The organism is Kitasatospora sp. NPDC087314 (assembly GCF_044744365.1).
Taxonomy (GTDB): Bacteria; Actinomycetota; Actinomycetes; order Streptomycetales; family Streptomycetaceae; genus Kitasatospora.
The window spans coordinates 34,210-59,392 of record NZ_JBIUYE010000003.1 but is presented as its reverse complement, the minus strand read 5'-3'; the positions used below and the strand labels follow the sequence as shown (position 1 = coordinate 59,392).

21 protein-coding genes, 1 tRNA gene, 1 other RNA gene and 1 pseudogene are annotated in these 25,183 nt (G+C 72.5%); 15 read left to right on the top strand and 9 right to left on the bottom strand.

Annotated elements, in window-relative coordinates; genetic code table 11:
* Positions 1 to 27: 27 nt before the first annotated feature.
* The 3 genes from ACIO5E_RS06810 to ACIO5E_RS06800 are packed head-to-tail and all read right to left on the bottom strand — an operon-like array spanning position 28 to position 610.
* The gene (locus ACIO5E_RS06810; RefSeq protein ID WP_400664564.1) at positions 28 to 231 is read right to left on the bottom strand and encodes a hypothetical protein; all 204 of its coding nucleotides are present in this window, start codon (positions 229 to 231) and stop codon (positions 28 to 30) included.
* The gene (locus tag ACIO5E_RS06805; protein WP_400664562.1) at positions 228 to 377 is read right to left on the bottom strand and encodes a hypothetical protein; all 150 of its coding nucleotides are present in this window, start codon (positions 375 to 377) and stop codon (positions 228 to 230) included. Before ACIO5E_RS06805 ends, ACIO5E_RS06810 begins: the two co-directional genes overlap by 4 nt.
* Positions 374 to 610: a hypothetical protein gene (locus ACIO5E_RS06800; RefSeq protein ID WP_400664560.1), complete on the bottom strand. Its 237-nt coding sequence runs from the start codon at positions 608 to 610 to the stop codon at positions 374 to 376. Before ACIO5E_RS06800 ends, ACIO5E_RS06805 begins: the two co-directional genes overlap by 4 nt.
* 218 nt (positions 611 to 828) lie before the next feature.
* On the opposite strand from ACIO5E_RS06800, the gene ACIO5E_RS06795 reads away from it, so the two are divergent.
* From ACIO5E_RS06795 to ltrA, 3 genes are all read left to right on the top strand, one after another.
* Positions 829 to 2,211: a Tat pathway signal protein gene (locus ACIO5E_RS06795; protein ID WP_400664559.1), complete on the top strand. Its 1,383-nt coding sequence runs from the start codon at positions 829 to 831 to the stop codon at positions 2,209 to 2,211.
* A 13-nt stretch (positions 2,212 to 2,224) separates the two neighbouring features.
* Positions 2,225 to 2,716 carry a TrmO family methyltransferase gene (locus tag ACIO5E_RS06790; protein WP_400664558.1) on the top strand — a complete coding sequence of 164 codons (492 nt, stop codon included), beginning with the start codon at positions 2,225 to 2,227 and terminating at the stop codon, positions 2,714 to 2,716.
* An 856-nt stretch (positions 2,717 to 3,572) separates the two neighbouring features.
* On the top strand, positions 3,573 to 5,369 hold the full coding sequence (gene ltrA / locus ACIO5E_RS06785) for a group II intron reverse transcriptase/maturase (RefSeq protein ID WP_400664556.1): 1,797 nt from the start codon (positions 3,573 to 3,575) through the stop codon (positions 5,367 to 5,369).
* A 630-nt stretch (positions 5,370 to 5,999) separates the two neighbouring features.
* Here the strand turns inward: ltrA and ACIO5E_RS06780 are convergent.
* Positions 6,000 to 6,965, bottom strand: a pseudogene (locus ACIO5E_RS06780) (AAA family ATPase); the annotation flags it as partial.
* Positions 6,966 to 7,051: 86 nt separating this feature from the next.
* Here ACIO5E_RS06780 and ACIO5E_RS06775 point away from each other — a divergent pair.
* On the top strand, positions 7,052 to 7,369 hold the full coding sequence (locus ACIO5E_RS06775) for a hypothetical protein (RefSeq protein ID WP_400664554.1): 318 nt from the start codon (positions 7,052 to 7,054) through the stop codon (positions 7,367 to 7,369).
* Between the two features lie 99 nt (positions 7,370 to 7,468).
* Here ACIO5E_RS06775 and ACIO5E_RS06770 read toward each other — a convergent pair.
* Positions 7,469 to 7,553, bottom strand: a tRNA-Ser gene (locus ACIO5E_RS06770).
* Positions 7,554 to 7,664: 111 nt separating this feature from the next.
* On the opposite strand from ACIO5E_RS06770, the gene ffs reads away from it, so the two are divergent.
* The 10 genes from ffs to ACIO5E_RS06720 all read left to right on the top strand — a co-directional run bounded on the left by ffs (position 7,665) and on the right by ACIO5E_RS06720 (position 17,686).
* Positions 7,665 to 7,755, top strand: an RNA gene (ffs, locus tag ACIO5E_RS06765) — signal recognition particle sRNA small type.
* A gap of 80 nt (positions 7,756 to 7,835) precedes the next feature.
* Positions 7,836 to 10,007, top strand: a complete 2,172-nt coding sequence (locus tag ACIO5E_RS06760; RefSeq protein WP_400664553.1) for a DNA polymerase III subunit gamma and tau — start codon at positions 7,836 to 7,838, stop codon at positions 10,005 to 10,007.
* A gap of 105 nt (positions 10,008 to 10,112) precedes the next feature.
* Positions 10,113 to 10,451 carry a YbaB/EbfC family nucleoid-associated protein gene (locus ACIO5E_RS06755; protein WP_063348649.1) on the top strand — a complete coding sequence of 113 codons (339 nt, stop codon included), beginning with the start codon at positions 10,113 to 10,115 and terminating at the stop codon, positions 10,449 to 10,451.
* A 229-nt stretch (positions 10,452 to 10,680) separates the two neighbouring features.
* Positions 10,681 to 11,280, top strand: coding sequence for a recombination mediator RecR (recR, locus tag ACIO5E_RS06750; protein WP_350876365.1), 600 nt, complete (start codon positions 10,681 to 10,683; stop codon positions 11,278 to 11,280).
* Complete coding sequence (locus ACIO5E_RS06745; RefSeq protein WP_400664552.1) at positions 11,273 to 12,022, top strand: DUF5063 domain-containing protein; 750 nt, start codon at positions 11,273 to 11,275, stop codon at positions 12,020 to 12,022. Before recR ends, ACIO5E_RS06745 begins: the two co-directional genes overlap by 8 nt.
* 419 nt (positions 12,023 to 12,441) lie before the next feature.
* Entirely contained in the window at positions 12,442 to 13,722 is a 1,281-nt protein-coding gene (locus ACIO5E_RS06740; RefSeq protein ID WP_400664550.1) for an aspartate kinase, read from the top strand.
* Positions 13,719 to 14,792, top strand: coding sequence for an aspartate-semialdehyde dehydrogenase (locus ACIO5E_RS06735; protein ID WP_400664548.1), 1,074 nt, complete (start codon positions 13,719 to 13,721; stop codon positions 14,790 to 14,792). The genes ACIO5E_RS06740 and ACIO5E_RS06735 overlap by 4 nt, the downstream gene beginning before the upstream one ends.
* A 260-nt stretch (positions 14,793 to 15,052) precedes the next feature.
* Positions 15,053 to 15,598, top strand: coding sequence for a SigE family RNA polymerase sigma factor (locus tag ACIO5E_RS06730; RefSeq protein WP_280673478.1), 546 nt, complete (start codon positions 15,053 to 15,055; stop codon positions 15,596 to 15,598).
* On the top strand, positions 15,591 to 16,778 hold the full coding sequence (locus ACIO5E_RS06725) for a hypothetical protein (RefSeq protein ID WP_400664546.1): 1,188 nt from the start codon (positions 15,591 to 15,593) through the stop codon (positions 16,776 to 16,778). Before ACIO5E_RS06730 ends, ACIO5E_RS06725 begins: the two co-directional genes overlap by 8 nt.
* 116 nt (positions 16,779 to 16,894) lie before the next feature.
* The gene (locus ACIO5E_RS06720) at positions 16,895 to 17,686 is read left to right on the top strand and encodes an SURF1 family protein (protein WP_400664544.1); all 792 of its coding nucleotides are present in this window, start codon (positions 16,895 to 16,897) and stop codon (positions 17,684 to 17,686) included.
* Between the two features lie 59 nt (positions 17,687 to 17,745).
* Here the strand turns inward: ACIO5E_RS06720 and ACIO5E_RS06715 are convergent, their stop codons facing one another.
* The 4 genes from ACIO5E_RS06715 to ACIO5E_RS06700 all read right to left on the bottom strand — a co-directional run bounded on the left by ACIO5E_RS06715 (position 17,746) and on the right by ACIO5E_RS06700 (position 22,249).
* Positions 17,746 to 18,327 (bottom strand): hypothetical protein, encoded by a 582-nt coding sequence (locus ACIO5E_RS06715; protein WP_400664542.1) that lies wholly within the window; start codon positions 18,325 to 18,327, stop codon positions 17,746 to 17,748.
* Positions 18,324 to 20,219 (bottom strand): S9 family peptidase, encoded by a 1,896-nt coding sequence (locus ACIO5E_RS06710; RefSeq protein WP_400664540.1) that lies wholly within the window; start codon positions 20,217 to 20,219, stop codon positions 18,324 to 18,326. Before ACIO5E_RS06710 ends, ACIO5E_RS06715 begins: the two co-directional genes overlap by 4 nt.
* 115 nt (positions 20,220 to 20,334) lie before the next feature.
* Complete coding sequence (locus ACIO5E_RS06705; protein WP_400664538.1) at positions 20,335 to 21,795, bottom strand: MFS transporter; 1,461 nt, start codon at positions 21,793 to 21,795, stop codon at positions 20,335 to 20,337.
* A 76-nt stretch (positions 21,796 to 21,871) separates the two neighbouring features.
* Positions 21,872 to 22,249: a nuclear transport factor 2 family protein gene (locus ACIO5E_RS06700; protein WP_400664536.1), complete on the bottom strand. Its 378-nt coding sequence runs from the start codon at positions 22,247 to 22,249 to the stop codon at positions 21,872 to 21,874.
* Positions 22,250 to 22,435: 186 nt separating this feature from the next.
* Between ACIO5E_RS06700 and ACIO5E_RS06695 the strand changes: the two genes are divergently transcribed.
* Complete coding sequence (locus ACIO5E_RS06695) at positions 22,436 to 25,168, top strand: AAA family ATPase (protein ID WP_400664534.1); 2,733 nt, start codon at positions 22,436 to 22,438, stop codon at positions 25,166 to 25,168.
* Positions 25,169 to 25,183: the final 15 nt, after the last annotated feature.

Below are 25,183 nucleotides of genomic sequence, written 5' to 3'. Positions count from 1 at the left end.
GGATGTGGTGCCGCAGGGACGCGCGGGTTAGCCGCCTCGGTGCTGCGGGCAGCGGCAGGCGGGCCAGGTCGCCGAGGGGTGGTAGGCGTGGGCGTCGGGTTCCGACTCCACGGTGATGACGCCGGAGTCGTCGTACCGGGTGCCGTCTTTCGCGATCTTGAACGTGCGGATGTACAGGCCCTGGTGGCGCTCCTCGGGGAGTTTGAAGTCCGCGGAGTTCTCGGTGTTCACGCCGCCGACTCCCGGTGCCGCTTGCGGCGGCGACGGCCGGCAGCGAGCTGACGCAGGACCAGGGCGCGTCGGCGGGCGCGTTCCCGGTTCGGGACGAAGATGACGATCCGGTCGCCGGCCTGAATGTGGATCTCGGCGCTGTTCACGCGGCGCTCCCGAAGCGGATGCTCCTGGTCACGTCGCAGGGCCAGGGGCTCTCGCACCGGACGCACAGCCCGTCCTTGCTGCGGTGCTCGTCCAGCAGCATGCGATTGCTGGTCGCAGCGGCGCCCTCCCGCGTCGGACTCGTGGATCGGCGCGAGATCGGCCAGGTGGGGGCCGCGAGTGCGGAGGCGATGTTGAGGCTCCACGGGTGCGGTGTGCGGTCGGCAGTCGTCATCAGCCCCTCCGGGGTTGCGAGTTGGCGGGGCTACTCTCGATGCCGGATGCATAGCTGGAGCCGCCGCAGGCCGCCGCTCCGCAGGGGTCCAGGACCCGAATCGGCTCCACCCTGCGGAGCGGCATGCAGTTAGTGAACCGCCTAATCGCTACTGGGAGTACGGTGTTGGGCACGCTATGCGGTTTAAGCGGTTTAACGGCCCGTCAGGGAGGTGCGCTTTGGCGCCGACGAGGGAACCGAACGAGCGGCTGCGGAAGGTCATCGACGAGACGAAGCTCTCCGGCGATGCCATCGCGCGCCTGGTCAGGCGGGTGGCTGCCGAGCATGACGAGCTCTTGGAGACCAACAAGTCGAGCATCACGCACTGGAAGAACGGTGGTCAGCCGGCTGGGAACGTCGGTGCTTTCCTGGCCGAGGCGTTGGGCCGCGCGCTCAGCGGACGGGTCGTGACGCTGGAGCAGATCGGCCTGATCGCGCCCGCACCCCAAAAACCCGACTGGGACGCCGATACGCTGAGCGCGCTGGCCGAACTCGGGAGAGCCGACGTGGACGTGGAACGCAGGCGGGCCCTGGGGGTGGCGGTCTACTCGGTGGCCGCACTCTCCCTGCCCGGCGAAGACTGGTGGCAGCACATGGCCGAGCGGGGCAGTGCGCGCAGCTCTGCCGCAACGCGGCGGGTTGGCCCTGGCGACCTGGCAGCCGTCCGCGACATGACCACCCTGTTCTCGCAGGTAGATCAGCGGCGGGGCGGTGGTCACGCCTGGACGTCCGTGGTGCAGTACCTGGCGACCGACGTCACCGCTTACCTGCGGGGGAAGTTCACGGACGAGCGTGTTCGCCGTGATCTGTTCTCCGCAGCCAGTGAACTCGCCTACTTGGCAGGTTGGATGGCATTCGATGATGGCCAACACGCGACGGCGCAGCGGTACTTCGCCGAGGCGGTGAAACTCGCGGCCGAGGCCGGCGATCCGCCGATGGCCGCTCACGTACTGCGGGCGATGGCGCACCAGGCCATCGACCTAGGACACCACCAGCAGGCTCTCAACCTCGCCGCCGCATCCGTCGACGGCGACCGGTACGCGCTCGCCTCCCCAAGGGAGCGGGCTCTCCTCGGCGTCGTTCACGCCCGGAGCCTGGCCTCCGCCGGCCGCAAGAACGCCGCCGCCAAGGCGCTGCTGCGAGCCGAAGACGACCTGTCCGCCGCGAGCGACGACATCGCTGAGCCGGACCGGGTGTTCTTCTTCGGTGAGGCGAGCCTGGCCCACGAGACCGCGTGCGCCCTGCGCGACATAGGAGACCTCGACGGCTCGGTGCGCGAGTTCCACCACAGCGTCCGCACCCGCAAGGCGACGAAGTTCACCCGCACCCACGCGGTGACGCTGGGATACCTCGGCTCCGTGTACGCGCAGATGAACAACATCGACCGGGCCTGCGGCACTTGGTCGCAGGCGCTCGACGCCATGGACGGCGTACGGTCCGGCCGCACCCGCCAGGCCGCCGCCGATATGCGTACCCTGCTCTCCCCCTACCGGCGGCGCAGTACCGCGGCGATCAGCGAGATCGACGCCCGCGCCGCCGCGTACTTGTCCGAAACAGCCTGATGAGGAGTCACTGATGGCAGACCGTGAGACGTTTGAGGTCGAGGCCCTCGGCCACGTGGTCGGTGGACGGATCGAACCGACAGACGACTTCTGGGGCGGCACCCGGGCAATCATCCGGCTGAACGGATCCCTCTTCACCGCCGACGCGACCAAAGGCCTGGAGGACTTCTCGCACCTGGAGATCGTCTTCCGGTTCCACCTCACCGACCCGACCGACCTGAACCTCGGAGCCCGCCGGCCCCGGGACAACCCGGACTGGCCTGAGGTCGGGATCTTCGGCCACCGCAACATGCGGCGCCTGAACTGGCTCGGGGTCTCACGCTGCCGTCTGATCAAGGTCGACGGTCTGGACCTTCACGTCGAGGACCTCGACGCTGTCGACGGCACGCCGGTCCTGGACGTGAAGCCGTGGTTCGGTGAGATGGGACCTCGCGGAGAGCAGCACCAGGCCGAGTGGACCACCGTCATGCTCCGTGACTACTTCGCGCCCGTAGCCAATGACTGACGGCAGACCGTAATTGTCAGATCGCGAGCATCAGTGGCTCCATGCCCCCCGCTGCCGCTGGTTCTGGACTTGCTCTCGCACCCCTGGGCGAGGGCAAGTGCGGCGGCGGACCATAGGACCGTCCAATGCGACAACTTGCTCCGCCAGGAGCGGGGCCGGGTAAGGAGTCCTTACCCCACAACTTGCTGCGCGGCGTGAGGTCGCTTGTTCGAAGTGAGGCTGATCGTGTGAAGAGGTAGTCATAGCGAGATGTCTCCGGATTTGTGTCCGAATCCGTCCCCGCGCTCACATGCGTCGCTGGCAACGGCGGGGTGTGAAGCTGAGCGTTCAAGCCCAAGCGCACCTTGGCCATCGAGGAGCGACAGGCGAGGGGAAGGCTGGACGGGCGAACGAAGGTGAACCCTTGAGGAATCCTCGTGATGTAGGACCCGCGCTGATGGTCGGTAGTCGGCGGGCAGGACCCGGACGCTGCGAGGCGTCAAGCGGCCCCTGGATCGAGCAAGTTCAGGGAGCCGGACACCGCTGGTCCCGGGGAGAGAGGGCGCCCACCCCAGCCGTATCTTCGGCATGCGGAACACGAAAACCCTGATGAGGTCCAGGAGTTCGCTCCTGGTAGGCCGACCGCAAGGGAAGCGGAAGCCCTCAGCAGGCACAGGATGACCCAAGAAGCGAAGGCCGGTAGGCCGAAAGGCCAGGGGAAACCGGGCAGCGGACTCTTCACCCGCCGTCCGCCATAACTCGCCGGATACGGGCTCGTGCCCGGCCCGAAAGGGAGCTGACGTGGGCCAGGTGAGCCTTTGAGGCACCAACGCAAGGGCGCCGGAACCGAAGGACAAGTTGGGCGCTGGGGGTGGTGATGAGCGAGCAGACCAACGAGCCTGCCGCTCCGGCCGCCCCGGTGAACGGACCGGAGGGCGAGGGCCTCGACTGGCACGGCATCGACTGGGCCGAGCACGAGGCGCACGTACGGCGGCTGAGGCAGAGGATCTTCAAGGCTTCGCAGGAAGGGGACCTGAAGAGGGTCCGCAATCTCCAGAAGCTCATGCTGCGGAGCTACAGCAACACGCTGGTCAGCGTGCGGCGGGTAACCCAGCAGAGCACCGGGCGTGCGACGGCGGGTGTGGACAAGGAGGTGGCCCTGACACCGCAGGCGAGGGGCCGACTGGCGGCCGAGCTCCACCGGTCGCAGACTCCTTGGCAGGCCCGTCCGGTCAAGCGCGTGTACATCCCGAAGGCGAATGGACAGCAACGCCCGCTCGGCATCCCGGTCATCCGTGACAGGGTGATGCAAAGCCGCGTGAAGAACGCGCTGGAGCCCGAGTGGGAGGCCAGGTTCGAACCCAGGTCGTACGGGTTCCGCCCCGGCCGCAGCTGCCAGGACGCGATCCGGGCGGTCTTCCTCACCTCGAAGGGGAAGGGCGCCAGGCGCCTGTGGGCGCTGGACGCGGACCTGAAGGCGGCGTTCGATCGCATCAGTCACGACCATCTGATGGTCACGATCGGACAGTTCCCTGCCAGGGATCTGCTCCGGGGCTGGCTGAAGGCGGGCGTGCTGGAGCGCGGACGCTGGGCGCCCACGGCAGAGGGCACCCCACAAGGCGGGGTGATCAGCCCGTTGTTGCTGAACATCGCCTTGCACGGGATGGAGGAGGCAGCGGGGTGCCGCTACCAGCGCGCAAAGGGCGACCTGATGCGCGCGGTGGCCGGCACGCCCATTCTGGTGCGGTACGCCGACGACTTCATCGTGCTCGGTCACGACGAAGCCCAAGTTCACCGTGTCAGGGATGAGTTGATCAGCTGGTTGGAACCGAGGGGTCTGCACTTCAACGAGGAGAAGACCAGAGTGGCCCACCTCGCGGAAGGACTCGACTTCCTCGGGTTCTCCGTGCGCAGGCACGGGGACAAGCTGCTGATCAAGCCGAGTAAGACGGCCTGCGCGAGGCTCCGGAAACGCATGCGCGACGAGATGCGCGCCCTCCAGGGCAGCAATATCGGCGCAGTGCTGAGGAAGATGGTGCCCATCGTCCGTGGGTGGAGTGCCTACTACCGGAGCGTGGTGTCCAGCGACGCGTTCCATGCGCTGGACAGCTACATGTTCACGCTGGCCTACCGGTGGGCGAGACGCCAGCACCCGAACAAGTCGGGGCTGTGGATCAAGCACCGGTACTTCGGCCGCTTCAACAAGTCCAGGCAGGACATGTGGGTGCTGGGTGACCACGAAAGTGGGGCCTATCTCCCGAAGTTCTCCTGGACCAAGATCGTTCGACACGAGATCGTGTTCGGGACCGCGTCGCCTGACGATCCGTCCCTGACCGCCTATTGGCACAAGCGCCGCCGCCGGAAGGTGCCGCCGCCGATGGACAAGACGAGTCTTGCCCTGGCCGCAGCCCAGAAGGGCCGGTGCCCGCTGTGCAAGCAGGCGCTCATCGCCGGAGCCGAGTACGAGCCCGACAGTCCACGCGAGTGGATCGAGTGGTTCGCGGCGTCGAAGAAGATGCTGAACAAGCATCACTTCGTCTACCGGCGACACGGCGGATCGGACGATCGAAGCAACCTCCGGCTCGTCCACGCGGACTGCCACCGCCAGCATCACGCTGGGGACGGCAGCCGGACCGACGGAGATCCACCAGCGAAGCCCTCGCGGCTTGCTTGAGCCGGATGCGATGAAAGTCGCAAGTCCGGTTCTGAGGGGGGCGGGGCGCAGCAATGCGCTCCGCCTACCCGACCCGGCTTCCGGCGGTCTGATCAGGATTCGGATCACGGTGATCTCTTGTTGCTAGGTCTGCCTGGTTACAGCGGGCGGCGGCTTGAAGTCTCCTCGAAGGCGGGTCGTTCACGGTGGGGCGTACACGCGAGCCCCCTTCTAAAGGGGGGCTCGCGCGTGAACGCTGGGTCGCGTGGACGGCATGTACGCCTCCGTGATCGCTCTACCTGCGGTTTCTACGCTCGGCGTGGATGATGTGAACGGCTTCCACCGGCCCCTTCGCGGGAGGGGTGCGTGTACGGTCCCGTGAACGATCCGCGCCTGGTTGTCGGTGCCCGGTTGGCCTGGTGATCCACTGACTGACCGGCCGCTCGGTGGTCTTGGTGGGTGCCGTCCGTTGGTCGTTCGACGGGCCGGTCAGAAGGTCGGCGGGCTGCTGGCCTGCGTGGCACTCCGGTCAGGTCGGTCGGAGTGACCGGCTGACCGGAGCCTCGGTCACTGGGGTCGGTCAGTACGACGGACTGACCGGGAGCGCGGTCACTGCGTTGCCCCCGGTCAGTCCGGTCACCGTGGTGGCGGTTATGAGACGGCGGTGATGTGCCGGGCGGAGGGGCGGTAACGGGCCTGCTGGCCGCCTCCGGCGCCTCCGGCGGTGCCTTCGGTTTTGACCGCGAGTCCGGTCTTGACGAGTCGGTCGAGGTGGCGGCGGGCCTTCTCGATGTCGGCGCGGTCGGGGTTGGCCTCGCCGGTCAGGGCGGTCGCCAGGTCACGGGTGGTCAGGCCGTCCGGGGCGGCGCGCAGGAGGGTGACCGGGTCGAGGGTGGGCTCGACGTAGGTGGTGCCGCGCTGGTGGTCGTGGACGACCGGCAGGGGGCCGATCTCGCCGGTCACGGTCTTGAGGTGGTGGATGGTGACCGCCGGGTCGCCAGCCTCTCCGGCGATGAACAGGCCGCTGCCCGCTCCGGCGGTCAGCCACGTCGACCCGTACACCCGGTCCAGGGTCGGTCGCATCCCGCGTGGGGCGTCAGCGGCGGCCTTGCGCTGGTGGTGGAGCTCCGTGATCTGGACACCTGCGCGCAGGGCGCGCATGCGGGCGTTGTTGAAGGCGACGGCGAGGGAGTCGTCCACGAGGGTGCTGGCCGCGTCCTTGAGGCTGTCGATGACGATGGTGTCGGCGCGGTGGGCGGCGGCGAGTTCGGCGAGGAGGTCGGGTTCCTTGTTGAGGGCGGCGGGGAGCGGTCCCTGCCACACGGCGAGCCGATTGCGCAGGTGGGCCTCGTCGGCGGGGGTGATACGGCGGGCCATGGCTCGGGCGATCTGCTGGGGGCGGTCCATGGCGAGGTAGAGGACCCGCTCTCCCTCGGCGACAGGCAGGTCGAGGACGGAGGCTTGCAGGCCGAGGCGGGCGAGGACGACCTGGTGGGCGATGGTGGTCTTGCCGACGCCGGGTGCGCCGACGATCATCAGGCTTTCGCCGGAAGCCCAGGCGGTCTGTTCGCGGGTGCCCCACAGGGGTTCCTTGTCCGCGCCGGTCTTGGTGACGAAGACACAGGGGCGAAACACGTGCCGGCCCGTGGATACGAGTCTGCAACTGCACACGATGAGGCCTTTCTCCCATCTATGGTCTTGCCGTGGACCCCATAGAGATTGCTCCCGGCGTCATGGTCACACCCAAGTTCGTCGCGGACGAGAGCAGCGTTGGCATGCTCGCCCGGATCCGTGGCACACATCCGAGGTACGAGCTCGCCCGTGACTTCTTGCGTCGCTCCGGCCCGCCCTGGGGGTGGATAGTCCCGGGCAACGGCCTGTACGAGTGGCGGGTGCGTAGTGGCGACCGCGATGGTGCCCGCTTCTTCGTGGTCAAGGGCGCGCTTCGGCGTACGGCGGAGGTGGTGTTGCAGGAGACCGCGACTGCTCTCGCGAGCCGTATGGGTGTGCGGGGCTCCTGATCGACGCCGATGACAGCGCTCGATCGGGCAACTGCAACCAAAACTGCAACCAGGGAACGAGGAAGGCCCCGACCGGAACCCGGTCGGGGCCTTCAAAGGCGGAGGATACGAGATTCGAACTCGTGAGGGGTTGCCCCCAACACGCTTTCCAAGCGTGCGCCCTAGGCCTCTAGGCGAATCCTCCGTGGGAGAGCTTAGTACATGTTCGGGGGTGGTCGCGACCAGCTATCCCGTAGGCGGGAGGGTGGGGGTGGCCTGTGGATCGTCGGGGCCCGGATCCGGTAGTGTGGGGGTCAGCCCCTCGTGTGGCGTCATCTCTCTGAACCCCCCCAGGGCCGGAAGGCAGCAAGGGTAAGAGGGCTCTGGCGGGTGCACGGGGGGTCTTTGCGTTCCCGGACCGGGGGCGGGGACGGTGGCGAGGCGAGGGGCGACGCGTTTGTCGGTGCGTCCCGATATCGTCGGGGGTGTGTCCCTAGCCCTGTACCGCCGCTACCGCCCCGAGACCTTCGCGGAGGTCATCGGGCAGGAGCACGTGACCGCTCCGCTCCAGCAGGCCCTGCGTAACAACAGGGTCAACCACGCGTACCTGTTCAGCGGGCCGCGCGGCTGCGGGAAGACGACGAGTGCGCGCATCCTGGCCCGCTGTCTGAACTGCGAACAGGGGCCGACGCCGACGCCCTGCGGGGAGTGCCAGTCCTGTCGCGACCTCGCGACCGGCGGGCCCGGTTCGATCGACGTGATCGAGATCGACGCCGCCTCGCACGGTGGTGTGGACGACGCGCGTGAGCTGCGGGAGCGGGCGTTCTTCGCGCCGGTGCACAGCCGCTACAAGATCTTCATCCTGGACGAGGCGCACATGGTGACCTCGGCCGGGTTCAACGCTCTGCTCAAGGTGGTCGAGGAGCCGCCGGAGCACCTCAAGTTCATCTTCGCGACCACCGAGCCGGAGAAGGTGATCGGGACGATCCGGTCCCGGACGCACCACTACCCGTTCCGGCTGGTCCCGCCGGGCACGCTGCGCGACTACCTGACGGAGGTCTGCGGCCGGGAGGGCATCCAGGTCGAGGACTCGGTGTTTCCGCTGGTGGTCCGGGCCGGGGCCGGGTCGGTGCGGGACTCGATGTCGGTCATGGACCAGCTGCTGGCCGGTGCCGCCGAGGGCGGCGTGACGTACCAGATGGCGACCGCGCTGCTCGGGTACACCGACTCGGCGCTGCTGGACGAGGTGGTGGACGCCTTCGCCGCGCAGGACGGGGCGACGGTGTTCCAGGTGATCGACCGGGTGGTCGAGGGCGGGCACGACCCGCGCCGCTTCGTCACCGATCTGCTGGAGCGGCTGCGCGACCTGGTGATCCTGGCCACCGTGCCGGACGCGGGGGAGAAGGGGCTGATCGACGCCCCGGCGGACCGGGTCGCGATCATGCAGGCGCAGGCGGACGCGTTCGGTGCGGCGGAGCTCAGCCGGGCGGCGGACATCGTCAACACCGGGCTGACCGAGATGCGCGGCAACGCGGCGCCCCGGCTGCAGCTGGAGCTGATCTGCGCCCGGGTGATGCTGCCGGGCGCGTACAGCGACGAGCTGTCGCTGCAGGCCCGGCTGGACAAGCTGGAGCGCCGGGCGGCGGCTGGCGGACTGGCCGCGCCGGTGGGCCTGTCCGCGCCGATGGGCCTGGGTGCGCAGGTGGCGCCGCCCGCCGCCGCGCCTGTTCCGGCGCCGGCCCCGGTGGCCGAGGCCGCCCCGGCGCAGGCCCAGCCCGTACCGACGGCACTGGTCGCACCGTCGGCCCCGGTAGCCCCCGCGCCGGCCGCCCCGGCGGCGCCCGCCGGGCCCGCGCCGGGCGCCTGGCCGATCCCGCGCAGCTTCCCGCCGGCGGGCGGGGCCCCGGCCGCCGCTCCCGCGCCGCAGTCGCCGGCCCCGGTGGCCGAGGCCGCCCCGGCGCCCGCTCCCGCCCCCGTAGCGCCCGCGCCGGCACCTGCCCCGGCGCCCGTGGCCGCCCCTGCCGGGCAGCCGTCGGGCGCCGCGCAGCAGGGCGCGGCGCAGGTCCGGCAGCTGTGGCCGCAGATCCTGGAGGCGGTGAAGAACCGCCGCCGCTTCACCTGGATCCTGCTCAGCCAGAACGGCCAGGTGGCCGGGTTCGACGGCAGCGTGCTCCAGGTGTCCTTCATCAACGCGGGCGCCCGGGACAGCTTCGTCGGCAGCAACAGCGACGACGTGTTGCGCCAGGCGCTGGCCGACGCGCTGGGTGTGGACTGGCGGATCGAGTGCATCGTCGACCCGTCGGGTGGCAGCTCCGGTGGCGTTTCCGGTGGTGGCTCCCCTGCCGCCACCCCGGCCGGTGGCGGCTGGGGAGCCCCGGCCCGTCCGGCGGCCGCCGCGCCGCCGGCCCCGGTGCCCGCGCCGGTCCAGCCGCAACCCTCGCCGCAGGTGCAGGCCGCCCCGGTGGCGCCCGCGCCGGTCCAGGCCCCGTCGCCGGTGGCCGCGCCGCCCGCCCGCCCGGTGCAGGCGGTGGCGCCGGAGGACGACATCCCGGAGGAGGACGACCCGGACCTCAACGAGGAGGCGTTCTCCGGTCAGGAGCTGATCATCCGCGAGCTGGGAGCGACGGTCCTGGAGGAGATCCACCACCGCGGCAACTGAGCGACGGCCCGCCCCGGCAGCACGTAGGCTCGGCCGTGACGACGCGAGCGGACTGCGCGCAGGACAGCAATGCAGGACCGCGAGCACGACAGCGAGGAGTGAGCCGTGTTCCCCGGTGGTGGCCAGCCCAACATGCAGCAGCTGCTGAAGCAGGCGCAGAAGATGCAGCAGGATCTCGCGCAGGCGCAGCAGGAGCTGGCGGAGACGAAGGTGAGCGGTTCGGCGGGCGGTGGCCTGGTCGAGGCCACGGTGACCGGTGCCGGTGAGCTGGTGGCGCTGACCATCGCCCCGGCCGCCGTCGACCCGGAGGACACCGAGACCCTGGCCGATCTGGTCCTGGCGGCCGTGCGGGACGCCAACCAGTCGGCGCAGAAGATGCAGGCCGAGCGCATGGGCCCGCTGACCCAGGGCCTGGGCGGCGGCATCCCCGGCCTGCCGTTCTGACCTCGTAGGGGTTCAGCTGCGAGCCGGCAGGCCGGTCCGACCCGGACCGGCCCACGGGCCCGTGCCCGACCCGCCCAAGGGGCAGACCAGGCGGGCCTGAAGTTCTGAAGTTCAGACAACGGTCCCATGTGATTTATGTGGGAGTCGGGCGTCGGGCGGTGTGTCCGGCGCCCGATTCGTTGGATGATGGCACCGGAGCACCACCGACCATCCGAGGGAAGGCGCGACGTTGTACGAGGGCGTGGTTCAGGACCTGATCGACGAACTGGGCAGGCTGCCCGGCGTCGGGCCCAAGAGCGCCCAGCGGATCGCCTTCCACATCCTGCAGTCCGACCCGACCGACGTGCGCCGCCTCGCGCACGCGCTGCTGGAGGTCAAGGACAAGGTCCGCTTCTGCGCGGTCTGCGGCAACGTCGCGGAGGCCGAGCAGTGCCGGGTCTGCCTGGACCCGCGCCGCGACCTCGGCGTCATCTGCGTGGTCGAGGAGTCCAAGGACGTCGTCGCCATCGAGCGCACCCGCGAGTTCCGCGGCCGCTACCACGTGCTGGGCGGCGCGATCAGCCCCATCGAGGGCGTCGGCCCGGACGACCTGCGGATCCGCGAGCTGCTGGCGCGCCTCGCGGACGGCACGGTCACCGAGCTGATCCTGGCCACCGACCCCAACCTGGAGGGGGAGGCGACCGCCACCTATCTGGCCCGGCTCTGCAAGCCGATGGGCCTGAAGGTGACCCGGCTGGCGAGCGGACTGCCCGTCGGCGGGGATCTGGAGTACGCGGACGAGGTCACCCTCGGCCGCGCCTTCGAAGGGAGACGACTGCTCGATGTCTGACCGGACGATCAACCAGCAGCCCCACACGCCCCACCAGCCGTCCCACGGGCAGGCCCACCAGCCGCCGCCGGGGCAGCCGCACGGGGAGCCGCAGAGCCACACCCCGCACATCCACGCGCACGGTTCGGAGCCGGACGACTTCGCCGTGCAGATCGCCGACTCGGTGGAGAGCTTCGTGCTCGCCGTCACCGAGGTCGCCAAGGGCGACGAGCCGGGCAGCGCGGTCTCGCTGTTGCTCCTGGAGGTCTCGCAGCTGCTGCTGGCCGGTGGCCGGCTGGGCGCCATCGAGGACGTCGTCCCGGAGGACCGCTTCGAGCCCGACACCGGACCGGAGCCGGACGGCGAGCAGCTGCGCGAGCGCCTGGCCGCGCTGCTCGCGCCGATCGACGTCTACCACGAGGTCTTCGACCCGTACGGCCCGCCGGAGAAGCCGAACGCCTTCCGGATCTCGGACGACCTGGCCGGCGTGGTCGGCGAGCTGCAGCACGGGCTGACCCACTACCGCGAGGGCCGGGTCAGCGAGGCGCTGTGGTGGTGGCAGTTCTCGTACCTCTCCAACTGGGGCACGACCTGCACGGCGGTGCTGCGGGCGCTGCAGTCGCTGATCGCGCACGTCAGGCTGGACAGTCCGATCGGCGCGGTGCCGGACGGCGCCGACACCGACGACGACGGCCTCACCGACGAGCAGCTGGAGCAGCAGGCCGGTGACCTGATGGCGGCCGAGCTGGGCCTCGGGCGGTAGCACCGGTTTCCGGTGCACCCGTGGTTTCCGGGGTGTCGTGGGCGGCGCGTCGTGTTTCGGTGTGCCCCTCGGCTTTCGCCGCGAGCCCCCGGTTTTCGCTGAGTGCTCCGGCGCTCTGGCGTCCGGCCCCCCGGCGGCTGATTGTGACGAATACCTCAGCATTCCGCGCGGAAAAGAAATCCCGCCGGATCGCCGTCCGTTCGTCCGCCGATTCTTCGGAGCGGCGGCGAATTACCCGCAGACCTGCCGGTGGGCCGCCCGTTTTGCCGACCACCTGCTGAAACGGGCGTCTCATCATATGGAAAGCGCCGGTTGCGGCACCCCTGCTCGGTAGACTGGCGCCGACCGCACACCCCCCTTACCCCGGAGGGTGCGGGGGCCTGGCGCCCCCGGAAGACGACACAAGTCGAGGAGCGCACGTGGGCCTTGTCGTGCAGAAGTACGGCGGCTCATCCGTTGCGGATGCCGAAGGCATCAAGCGCGTAGCCCGCCGAATCGTTGACGCCAAGAAGGCCGGCCATGAGGTCGTCGTCGTGGTGTCCGCGATGGGCGACACGACGGACGAGCTCATCGAACTCGCGGAGCAGGTGTCACCGCTCCCTGCCGGCCGTGAGTTCGACATGCTGCTGACCGCTGGAGAGCGCATCTCCATGGCGCTGCTGGCCATGGCGATCAAATCCCTGGGTCACGAGGCCCAGTCCTTCACGGGCAGCCAGGCCGGTGTCATCACCGACTCCGTCCACAACAAGGCGCGCATCATCGACGTGACGCCGGGTCGCATCCGCACCGCCCTGGACGAGGGCAACATCGCGATCGTGGCCGGCTTCCAGGGCGTGTCGCAGACCAGCAAGGACATCACCACGCTGGGCCGGGGCGGCTCGGACACCACCGCCGTCGCCCTCGCCGCCGCGCTCAGGGCCGAGGTCTGCGAGATCTACACCGACGTGGACGGCGTGTTCACCGCCGACCCGCGCGTGGTGTCGAAGGCCCGCAAGATCGACTGGATCGCGTACGAGGACATGCTGGAGCTGGCGTCGTCCGGTTCCAAGGTGCTGCTCGACCGCTGCGTGGAGTACGCCCGGCGCTACAACATCCCGATTCACGTACGCTCGTCCTTCTCGGGTCTTCCCGGGACGATCGTCAGCAACGAGAACCCGAACCAGCCCGAAGGGGGCGAGATGGAGCAGGCCATCATCTCCGGAGTCGCCCACGACACTTCCGAGGCCAAGGTCACGGTCGTCGGCGTGCCCGACAAGCCGGGCGAGGCGGCCCGGATCTTCCGCGCCATCGCGGACGCCGAGGTCAACATCGACATGGTGGTGCAGAACGTCTCCGCCGCGTCGACCGGGCTGACGGACATCTCCTTCACCCTGCCCAAGGCCGAGGGCCAGAAGGCCATCGACGCGCTCGGTCGGGTCAAGGAGGGCATCGGCTACGAGTCGCTGCGCTACGACGACGCGATCGGCAAGATCTCCCTGGTCGGCGCGGGCATGCGTTCCAACCCGGGCGTCACCGCGGCCTTCTTCGAGGCGCTGTCCGCCGCGGGCGTCAACATCGAGCTGATCTCCACCTCGGAGATCCGCATCTCGGTCGTCACCCGCGCCGAGGACGTGCCGGAGGCCGTCCGCGCCGTGCACAGCGCCTTCGGACTGGACAGCGAGACGGACGAAGCCGTCGTCTACGGAGGCACCGGGCGATGACCCGGCGGGCGAACCTCGCCGTCGTCGGCGCCACCGGCGCGGTCGGCGAGGTGCTGCTCGGCCTGCTCTCCCTCCGCCAGGACGTCTGGGGCGAGGTCCGACTCATCGCCTCCCCGCGCTCGGCCGGCCGCAAGCCGGTCGTGCGGGGGGAGTCGGTCGAGGTCGTCCCGCTGGCGGAGGAGGCCTTCGAGGGGATCGACGTCGCCGTGTTCGCCGTCCCCGACGAGGTCTCCGCCCAGTGGGCGCCGATCGCGGCCGCCAAGGGCGTCGTGGTGGTCGACGACTCCGCCGCCTTCCGCACCGCCGGGGACGTGCCGCTGGTCGTCCCCGAGGTCAACGCGGCCGCGCTGCGGCTGCGCGCCCGCGGCATCGTCGCCAGCCCGGCCAGCACCACCCTCGCGATGATCGCGGCCGTCGGTGCCCTGCACGCCGAGTACGGGCTCGCGCAACTCGTCGTCGCCTCCTACCAGGCCGCCTCCGGCGAGGGCCGGATCGGCGAGGCGGCGCTGCGCGAGCAGACCGCCCTGGTGGCCGGCACCGAGGTCGGCCGGCAGACCGGCGACCTGCGCGCGGTGATCGCCGAGCACGGGCCGTTCGCCGCCCCGCTCGCCCTCAACGCGGTGCCCTGGACGGGCTTACTGATGGACGGCGGCTGGTCCTCCGAGGAGGTCGGCATCCGCGACGAGGCCCGCAAGGTCCTCGGCCTGCCCGCCCTGAAGGTCTCCGCGACCTGCGTCCGCATCCCGGTCGTCCGCACCCACGCGCTGGCCGTGCACGCGGTGTTCGAACGCGAGGTCACCCAGGAGCACGCGCAGCAGATCCTCCGCGACGCCCCCGGCGTCGTGCTCTACGACGACCCGGCGGCCGGCGAGTTCCCCACCCCGAACGACGTGGTCGGGACGGATCCGGTCTGGGTCGGGAGGGTGCGCCGGGCGCTGGACGAGCCGGCCGCGCTCGACCTCTTCCTCTGCGGCGACAACCTGCGCAAGGGCGCGGCGCTCAACCTGCTGCAGATCGCGGAACTGGTGGCCGGCGAGCTGACACTGGAGCAGGAGGGGGACGCGCCCTAGGGCAGGAAGGGGCACACCTCGGGGGAGGGAGTGTCCGCTCCTCGACACAATCTGTCCGGAATCCCGATGGAATCCCCTGGAGGCCGCTTCCGCCGATGCGGAAGAATGGCCCCCGGGCTGGGCAACCATGACAGGGGATCGAGTGTCCAACGGGCGTGGCGAACGTGATGGTGGGGGCAGGGGCGGGCATCCCGGCGAGAGCCGCGGTGGCCTTCCTCTCGCGCGCCCCGTGGCCGGCGAGTAGGCCGGAAGACGACCAGATGACCTCGGTCGCACCCGGTGCGGCGGACTCCGGTGCCGGTACCGACGCGGGTACCAGCGAGGACCTGCTCACCGAGACCTACCAGGCCCACTACCGCTCCCTGCTGCGGCTCGCCGCGCTGCTCCTGGACGACCTCTCGACCTGCGAGGACGTCGTCCAGGAGGCGTTCATCCGGGTGCACGCCGCCCGGCGCCGGGTCCGCGAGCCCGAGAAGACCCTGGCCTACCTGCGGCAGACCGTGGTCAACCTGTCCCGCTCCACGCTGCGCCGACGGATCCTCGGTCTGCGGCTGCTGCCCAAGCCCATGCCTGACATGGCCAGTGCAGAAGAAGGCGCCTACGATGCGCTGGAGCGCGACCAGTTGAAGGCCGCGCTGCGTGGTCTGCAACGCCGTCAGCGGGAGGTTCTGGTGCTGCGTTACTTCGTGGACATGACGGAGGCGCAGGTCGCCGAGACCCTCGGCATCTCGCTCGGATCGGTGAAGGCCTACGGTTCGCGCGGACTCGCCGCCCTGCGCACCCAGATGGAGGCCGGACATGGCTGACGGCGCCGGGCAGCGGCCCTCGGGCGGCGAGAACGACGGGTTCTCCGCCGAGGAACGGGCCGTCCGCGAGCTCATGCGGCACGCCGTCGCCGGCATCCAGCCCGTCCCCGGCGGCCTGCCGCGGATCCGGCACGCCGTACCCCGCCGCCGGGCCGTCCGGCGCGGGGCCTGGACCGGCGCCGCCGCCCTCGCCCTCGCGGTCGCCGTCGCCCTGCCCGCGCTGCACGACGGGGAGCACCTCGGCCTGTCCGGCGGCCCCGGCTCGGCCGACGCCACCAGCCCGTCCGTCGCCCCCCCGACCGGCACCAGGACCGGCGGCAGCACCGGCACCGGCACACCCTCGCGCCCCGGCCCCAGCGGCACCGGCGACAGCGCCTCGCCCTCCGCCCCCGCCACCGCCTCGCCCAGCCCCGGCGCCAGCACCACCCGCCCCGACGGCACCCCCGCCGCGCCCGTCCCCGCCGCCAGCACCGGTGACAGCGTGATCGTCCCGCTCTGCACCCGTGCCGACCTCGGCCAGGGCGGCGCGCAGGTCGGCCCGGCCGACGTCGACGGCCGGATCTACGGCTCGTTCACCGTGGTCAACGTCTCCGGACACGGCTGCCGGCTCGGCGGCCCCGGCGCCGTCGCCGTCACGGCGGTGAGCGGCACCGACCGCAGCCTCGTCCGCACCGCCGACCACACCGCCGGCGACCCGGCCGACGCCCTGCCCGCGATGGACGCGGACCCCCCCGTCCTCGCCCCACAGGCCGGCTACCGGGTGCCGTTCGCCTGGATCCCCGACCGGACCTGCCCCACCTCCGGCGGTGGTGGCACCGCCACCACCGCCGCGCCCACCGGCCAGGGCGGCGCCAAGTCGGCCGCCGCCGGCTCCCAGGCACCCCCCGCCAGCGGCGCCGCCCCGGCGACGGACGCCTCGGCGGCCCCCAGCGCCAACCCCCAGTCCAGCTCGTCCCCCAGCGCCGGGCCCACCACCGGCACCAGCCCCACCGCCACCCCGACCGCCAACCCCAGCACCCGGCCCGCCACCGCCACCATCGCCCACACCCCCGCCCCCGGCAGTCCCGCCGTCGCCACCGCCACGCTGCCCATCACCTGCGCCGGCACCCTGTACCGCGGCGGCGTCCAGCCGGTGGGGGCAGCGGCGCCGCAGCCGTCGGGCTCGCCCTCGGCGGGCTGACGGGGGCGCCGGCCCCGGCGGGGCTTCAGCCCGTGACGGTGACCGGCCCGGCCGGCCGGGCCGGCGGCGCACCCCGGGGGTCGGGACGGGTGTGAGGAGTGGTTACCGTGGGGGGTGTGTACCGGTTCCTCCTGACCCCCCGCTGGCTCGGCGGCACCGCGCTGGCCGTGGCGGCCGTGGCGGTGTGCGTCTGGCTGGGCTCCTGGCAGCTCGGCCGGTTCGAGGACCGGTTCTCGTCGCATCGGGAGACCAAGCAGTCCATCACCGCTTCGAGTGATGTCCGGCCGATCGACGACCTGCTCAACCCGGCCGCCCCGCAGGTGAACACCGAGACCGTCGGCAAGCCCGTCACGGTCACCGGCAGCTACGACGCGGAGCACCAGCTCCTCGTCCCGAACCGGGTGGTGGACGGCAAGCAGGGCTACTACGTGCTGACCCCGCTGCGCACCGCGGACGGTCACGTCGCCGCCGTGGTCCGCGGCTGGGAGCCCGGTGCGCCCGCCGAGGGCGCGTCCGCGGCCGTGCCGCCGCCGACCGGGCAGGTGACCGTCACCGGTCGGCTACAGGCCGGGGAGAGCAGCGGCAGCAACGGCGCGGTGGCGGGCGGTCTGCCGGCCGGCCAGCTCGGCACGATCAACCGGGCGGCGCTGCTCAACGTGCTGGCGTACGACGGCTGGTACGACGGCTGGGTGGCCGCCGACGCGGTGCCGGCCGGGCTGACCCCGGTGCCGACCGTCCAGCCGCAGGGCGGGGACGGGCTCACCCTGCGGGCCTTCCAGAACCTGGGCTACACCCTGGAGTGGTTCGTCTTCGGGGGCTTCGTCGTCTTCATGTGGTTCCGCCTGGTGCGCCGCGAGGGGGAGGCGGAGCAGGACCGGGCCCTCGGTCTGGACCCGGTCCTGGACTGACCCTCCGGCCGTCGGTGCCGCCTCGGTGCCTCGGTGCCTCGGTGCCTCGGCGCCTCGCGTCAGCGCGCCGGTTTTCCCGGTGAGGTCGGAGCCGTCGGGACCGCCGGTACGGGCGGTACGGGCGTCGGCTTACCCGGCGCCGTCGGGGTGGTCGGCACCGGCGTCGGCGACCCGGTGAACACCGGCTCGTCGTGGCAGCGGCCGTGGCCGCCGTTCACGGTGTCGGCCGAGTCGTAGTGGTCGATGTGGTGGTGCACGGTGCGCCCGGTCTTCGACCCCTTGGACCCGGAGCCCTTCGAACCGGACGAGCCCTTGGAGCCGCTCGACCCCTTCGACCCGCCGGATCCCTTGGCGAGCTGGACCACGTCCTCGCCCTCCGCCGGCGCGTAGGCCGCCCGTACGACGGCCGGTCCCGGTCCCGCCCCCGGCGCGCTTGCACGCGTCGCCGTGGCGGCCGGGGTCGCGGCCGGAGCGGCCGGAGCCGCCGGTGTGGTCGGTGCGGCCGCCGTCGGCGTCGGAGTGGGCACCGCGGGCCCCGCCGGGGGCGGGCAGGAGGCCTCGTTGCCGTGCCCGCCCGAGCAGCCGGTGAGCACCAGGGCCCCGGCCACCGCCACCCCCGCGAGCGTCAGCCGACGCCTCACACCGACCCCCCGTCGCCGGCCCCGGCCTTGTTGCCGCTCCCGGCGTCCGCCGCCGCGTCGAGGTGACGTCGGGCGAAGTCGATCTCCAGCCGCAGCTGCTTGATCCGCTCCTCCACCACCAGCGACCCGTGCCCGGCGTCGTACCGGTAGACCTCGTGCGGCTTGCCCAGCTGCTCCAGCCGCTCGACGTAGTTCTCGATCTGCCGGATCGGGCAGCGCGGGTCGTTGACCCCGGCGCTGATGTAGACCGGCACCCGCACCTGCTCGACGTAGCTGAGCGGCGAGGAGGCGGTGAAGCGCTCCGGGACCTCCTCCGGGGTGCCCCCGAAGAGGGTGCGGTCGAGCGACTTGAGCGCCTCCATCTCGTCGGCGTAGGCGGCGTGGTAGTCCGCGACGGGCACGGCGGCGATGCCCAGCGCCCAGCTGTCCGGCTGGACGCCGAGGCCGAGCAGGGTCAGGTAGCCGCCCCAGCTGCCGCCGCTGAGCACCAGCCGGCGCGGGTCGGCGAGGCCGCTGGTGACCGCCCACTCCCGGACGGCCGCGATGTCCTCCAGCTCGATCAGGCCGACCCGCCCGTGCAGGGCGTCCGTCCAGGCCTGGCCGTAGCCGGTGGAGCCGCGGTAGTTGACCCGGACCACCGCGAAGCCGTGGTCCAGCCAGGCGGCCGGTCCGGCGGTGAAGGAGTCGCTGTCGTGGTGGGTGGGGCCGCCGTGGATCTCGAACACGGTCGGGAAGGGACCTTCGCCCGCTCCGGCCGGCCGCTGCACGAGGGCGTGCACCCGCCCGCCGGGCCCGTCCACCCAGGCGTCCTCGACCGGGACGGAGCCGGGCGGCACCGCGCCGGGCGCCCGCAGCACGACCGTCCCGGTGGTGGAGCGGACGGCGGAGGGCTCGGCGGCGGAGGACCACAGGTACTCGACGGTGCCGTCCGGACGGGCGGTGGCGCCGCCGACGGTGCCGCGCGGGGTGTCCAGCCGGGTCAGCCGGCCGTCGGCGAGCGTGTACGAGAACAGCTCGCTGCGCGCCTCGTACTCGTGCTCGACGAGCAGCGCCTCGGCGCCGGGGCGCCACTGGGCGGAGACGTCGCCGGGCAGTTCGCGCCCCTGCTCGTCGCGCAGCGGCAGCGCGGTCTCGGCGCCGGTGGCGACGTCCCAGATCATCGGCTCCCAGCGGCCGGTGCGCTGATGGGCCACCAGCAGCCGGGTGTCGCCCTCGACCGGGGCGAAGCCGAGGCAGGCGACGCCGCGCGGTTCGTCCCGGCCGGTCACCTCGTCGAGTTCGGCGACGGTCGAGCCGTCGGAGAGGTGGACGACGCGGATCGCGGAGTGCATCGCGTCGCCGTGCTCGGTGTGGTCGATGGCGAGCAGCGTGCTGTCGTAGCTCAGGTCGCCGACGCCGCCGTACTCCTCGTGCCGGTAGATCTCGACGGCCTCGGCCGCGCCGGGGCGGCGCAGGTGCAGGGTGGTGCCGTCCTCGTCGGTGGACCGGCCGACGACCACCGTGCCGTCGCGGCCGAGCGCCAGCCCGGCCGAGTAGGAGGCGGCGAGGCCGGGCACGGCCTCCTCGTCGCGGGCGTCGGCCTCGCGACCCTCGGGCCCGCCGGCGAAGGGCTGGCGGCGCCAGATGCCGAACTCGTCGCCGTCGTGGTCGTCGAACCACCAGACCCAGGCGCCGTCGGGGGACAGCTCGGCGTCGGTGGTGCCGTTCGGTCGGTCGGTGACCCGGCGGTGGGTGCCGGTGGCGCGGTCCCAGGCGTAGACCTCGTAGGTACCGGTCGCGTTGGACACGTACAGCGCCCGGTCGGGGGCGTCCTCGGCCCAGTCGGGCAGTGACACCCGGGCCGCCCTGAACCGCTGCTCCCATGCCGGTACGGCGCTCTTCTCCTCGCTCATCCGACCATCCAACCCGATCGGGGGGACAGAACGGAACGGGCGGGGGCCGTAGCCCACCACCCGTTCCGTTCTGTCCCCCCGCGGGGCGGCCGGACCGTGCCCCGTCCGCTGCGGGCTAACCCCTGCGGGGCAGCAGCCGGACCAGGCCCACCAGCACCAGCTCCAGCACCGCCAGCGCCGTCACGCTGCGGCCGAACGCGGCCACCGGGTCGCCGGCGCCGTAGTACAGCAGGCCGATCAGCGCGATGCCGAGCGCCCCGCCGACCTGCTGCACGGTGGCCAGCACCCCGGCCGCCGAACCGGCCAGCCGCGGTTCGACCCCGGCCAGCACGACGGAGGTCACCGGGGCGATCACCAGGCCCATCCCGAGGCCGTCCACGAACAGCCCCGGCGCCAGCCACCAGACGCTCCCGCCCGGCGCGCCGTACACCGCGAGCGCGAGCAGGCCCAGTCCGGCGGCCATCAGCAGCCCGCCGACGGTGATCGTCCGCCGTCCGCCGAGCCGGGCGGCGACGCGGTGGGCGGCGTTGGAGGTGAGCAGGTAGCCGAGGCCGATCGCGGTGAACACCAGTCCGGCGCCGAGCGCGTCCAGGCCGCGGCCCAGCTGCAGGTACAGGGCGAGGACCAGGAAGAAGGAGGCCTGGCCGAGCCAGAAGGCGAGCTGGGCGAGCAGACCGGCACCGAAGGACCTGGTCCGGAACAGCCGGGTGTCGACCAGCGGGGAACCGGTGTCCCGGGCGCGGTGCTGGTGCACCGCGAAGCCGGCCAGCAGGGCGGCCGAGCCGCCCAGGCAGAGCCAGGTCCACAGCGGCCAGCCCTGCTGGGAGCCCTGGATCAGCGGCAGCACCAGGCCGGTCAGCGCGGCGGTGACCAGCAGCACGCCCACCGGGTCCAGGCCCGGCCGCTGCGGGGCGCGCGACTCCGGCAGGCAGCGGCGGACCAGGGCCAGGGCGGCCAGGCCGATCGGCAGGTTGATCAGGAAGCAGCTGCGCCAGCCGAGGCCGAAGAGGTCCGCCCGGATCAGCAGCCCGCCGATCAACTGGCCGAACACCGAGCCGACGCCCATGGTCAGCGCGTACCGGGCGAAGGCCCGCGCCTGCGCCGCGCCGCTGAACGCCGTCCGCAGGATCGCCAGCACCTGCGGGCCCATCAGCGCCGCCGCCAGGCCCTGCACCACCCGGGCGCCGACCAGCGCGGCGGCGGTGGGGGCGAGGCCGCAGCCCGCAGAGGCGAGGGTGAACAGGGCCAGGCCGAGCCCGAACACCCGGCGGCGGCCGTACCGGTCGCCGAGGCGGCCGGCGGTGACCAGGCCGGCCGCGAGGGCCAGGCTGAATCCGGCGATCACCCACTGGACGGCGGCCGGTCCGGCGCCCAGGTCGGCCTGGACGGACGGGACGGCGACGTTGACGACGAAGAAGTCGAGGGCGGTCATGAAGGTGGCGGTCAGGACGACCGCCAGCAGGCCGCGCGGGGCTTCGGGCGTCGCTTCGGCCGGCGCCTCGGTGGTCGCCGCGGTGGTCGTCGCGGTCGCGGCCTCGTTCGCGGTCTCCGGGCGGTTGGTCAGGGCGGTGCTCATCTCGGCTTCTCCTCAAGGGGGTTGGGGGCAGCGGTCAGGGGCCGTGGGGGGAGCCCCTGACCCGTCCGGCCTGTCGTCAGGCGCCCGGGACGCGGTCCAGGAAGCCGTACACCGAGCCGATCCGGCCGTCCGGCGAGGCCACCAGCACGTCGAAGCCGATCACCATCGGCTCGGCGCCGGCCGGCCCGAGGTTCCAGGTGAACCGGGCGATGTCGTGGTGCGCGTCCACCGGGCCGAGGGTGAACTCCAGTCCGGGGAACTGGGCCTGGGCGGCGCCGATCAGCGCGTCGATCGCCTCCCGGCCGGTGACGGCGGCCAGCGGGTCGGTGTAGCTGCCGTCCTCGACCCACACCTCGTCGACCAGCTTGCGGCGGGCGGCCGGGTCGGTCTCGTTCCAGACCGCGAGGTAGCGCTCGGCGAGCTGCTGGAGGGTGGTGGCGGTGATCTCGGTCATGGTCTTCTCCCGTGTCCTGGTGGGTGGTTGGCGGCTCGTTCCCGCTGCTCACCAAGGTAGGGACGGGGCGGCGCGGGCGAATCGGTCACGTATCGGTACGGGGGTACGTAGCGTTCGGCGACGGGGTACGCAGGTGCGCTCGGCCTCGGTGGCTCCGCCCGTCCCCGCGCTCGGTAGGGTCGGGGCATGCTGTACGGGAGGGAAGACGAACAGTCCGTCGTGGCGGCGCTGTTGGAGGCGGCACGCGAAGGCCGCAGCGGGGTCCTGCTGCTCCGGGGCGAGCCCGGGATCGGCAAGACCGCGCTGCTGGACCACGCGGTCGCGTTGGCGGGGGAGACGTTCCGGGTGATCCGGGCCGCCGGCGTCGAGTACGAGGCCGAACTGCCCTTCGCCGGGCTGAGTCTGCTGCTCGCGCCCGGCCTCGACCGGCTGCACGTCCTGCCCGGGCCGCAGCGACGCGCCCTGGAGGCGGCGTTCGGGCTCGCCGAGGACCGCACCCCGGCCGACCGGTTACTGGTCGGGCTCGCGACCCTCGGGCTGCTCGCCGAACTCGCCACCGAGCAACCGCTGTTGTGCATCATCGACGACGCGCAGTGGCTGGACGACGCCTCCCTGGACGCGCTGCTGCTGGCCGCCCGCCGACTCCAGGCCGAGGGAGTGGCCCTGCTGTTCGCCACCCGCACCGGCAGCGCCGCTCCGGAACTCCCGAACACGGGCTTCCCCGAACTCCGGCTGACCGGCCTGTCCGAGCCCGACGCCGCCCGGCTGCTGGAGCACCGGGCCGGCCCCGACCTGCCCGCCGCCGTCCGCGACCGGCTGCTCGCCGAGGCGGCCGGCAACCCGCTCGCCCTCACCGAACTCCCCGTCACCGCCGGTGCGCAGCCGCCCGCCACCGGCTCGTCGGCGCCGGCCCCGGGCGGTCTGCCGCTCACCAGCCGGCTGCTGATCGCCTTCCACGGCCAGGTCACCGGCCTGCCCCCGGCCACCCAGACCCTCCTGCTGGTCGCCGCCGCCGAGGAGAGCGGTGAACTCGACGTCGTACTGCCTGCCGCGGCCGCCCTCGGCATTCCCGCCGAACACCTGGGCCCCGCCGAGGAGTCGGGCCTGGCGGCCGTCACGCCCGAGCGCCGGATCGCCTTCCGCCATCCGCTCCTGCGCGCCGCCATCCTGCAACGCGCCCCGCACCACCAGCGGCTGGCGATCCATCAGGCCATCGCCGGTGTACTGCCGGACGGCGACCGCCGCACCTGGCACCAGGCCCTCGCCGCCACCGCGCCCGACGCCGCCCTCGCCGAAGCGCTGGAACGCACCGCCGTCCGCGCCGAGGCCCGCGGAGCCCACGGTGGCGCCGCCGCCGCGTACGAGCGCGCCGCCCGGCTCACCCCGGACCGCGACGCCGCCACCCGCCGCCTCGTCCTGGCCGCCGAAGCCGCCACCGAGGAAGGCAGGTTGGCACAGGCCGAGGCGCTCGCCGACGAGGCCGGGGCCCGGACCGACGACGCCCTGGCGCACGCCCTGCTCGACCAGGTCCGGGCCACCGCGCACTTCTGGCGCGGCTCCCACCCGACCGCGTACCGGCTGCTGCTCGACGCCGCCGGCACCGCCATCGAGGCGCCGTACGCCGCCCGGATGCTGTTCCAGGCCTTCCACACCGCCTGGTACGTGGGGGAGGAGCCGGTGGTCGCCGTCCTCGACCGGCTGGCCGCGCTACCGCTCGCCGACGACGACCCGCTCACCCCGCTCGCCCGCCACTTGCCCGCCGCCGTCCTCCCGGCCCTCGGCCGGCTCGCGGCCCGACCGCCGGCCGCCGGGGACACCGCCGCGGCCGCCCGCAAGGCCGGCGCCGAGACCCCGGTCGACCTCGTCCAACTATGCGGTGCCACCCTCATCCTCGGCCGGGACGACGAGACCGCCGAACTCGGCGGCGAACTCGTCGCCGAGGCCCGGGCCAAGGGCACCATCGGCGTGATGCCCACCCTGCAGTTCTTCCTCGCCGAGGCCGAACTCTTCCACGGCCGCCACCGCGACGCCGAGGTCACCGCCACCGAGGCCCTCGCCCTCGCCCGCGACACCGGCCAGCACCAGTGGGTCAGCCAACTCACCGCGCTCCTCGCCTACCTGGCCGCCCTCGACGGCGCCACCGACCGCTGCACCCGCCTCGCCGCCGAAGCCCTCGCCGCCACCGGCCCGCAGACCGCCGCCCCGGCCGCCGGTCGCCCCTGGGTGCACTGGGCGCTCGCCCTGCTCGACCTCGGCCACGGCCGCGCCGGCGACGCCGCCGACCGCCTGCACACCCTCACCACCGGCCCCCACCGGCACCACGTGAGCGCCACCCGGGCCGTCCCCGACCTGGTCGAGGCCGCCGTACGTCTCGGCACCCCCGAACGCGCCGCCGAACCGTACGAACGCTTCGCCCGCTGGACCGCCGCCGCCGACCGCCCCTGGACCGAGGCCCTCCGGCTACGCTGCCAGGCCCTGCTCGGCCCCGACGAACTCGCGGAATCCGCCTACCGCGCCGCCCTCGACCTGCACGAGAACGCCCACCGTCCCTTCGAGCAGGCCCGTACCGCCCTCCTCTACGGCGAGTGGCTACGCCGCTCCCGCCGCCGAACCGACGCCCGCCCCCACCTGCGCGCCGCCCTCGAAACCTTCGAACGCCTCGCCGCCCACCCCTGGGCCGCCCGCGCCCGCGCCGAACTCACCGCCACCGGCACCCCCGCCCCGGCCCCCACCGACACCCCGCACTCCCCGCTCACCCCTCAGGAACTCCAGATCGCCCGCCTGGCCGCCCAGGGCCTCACCAACCGCGAGATCGCCGCCCAACTCTTCCTCAGCCCCCGCACCGTCGCCCACCACCTCTACAAGGCCTACCCCAAGCTCGACATCACCTCCCGCACCGACCTCCCCACCACCCTCTGACCCCCACCCACCCCA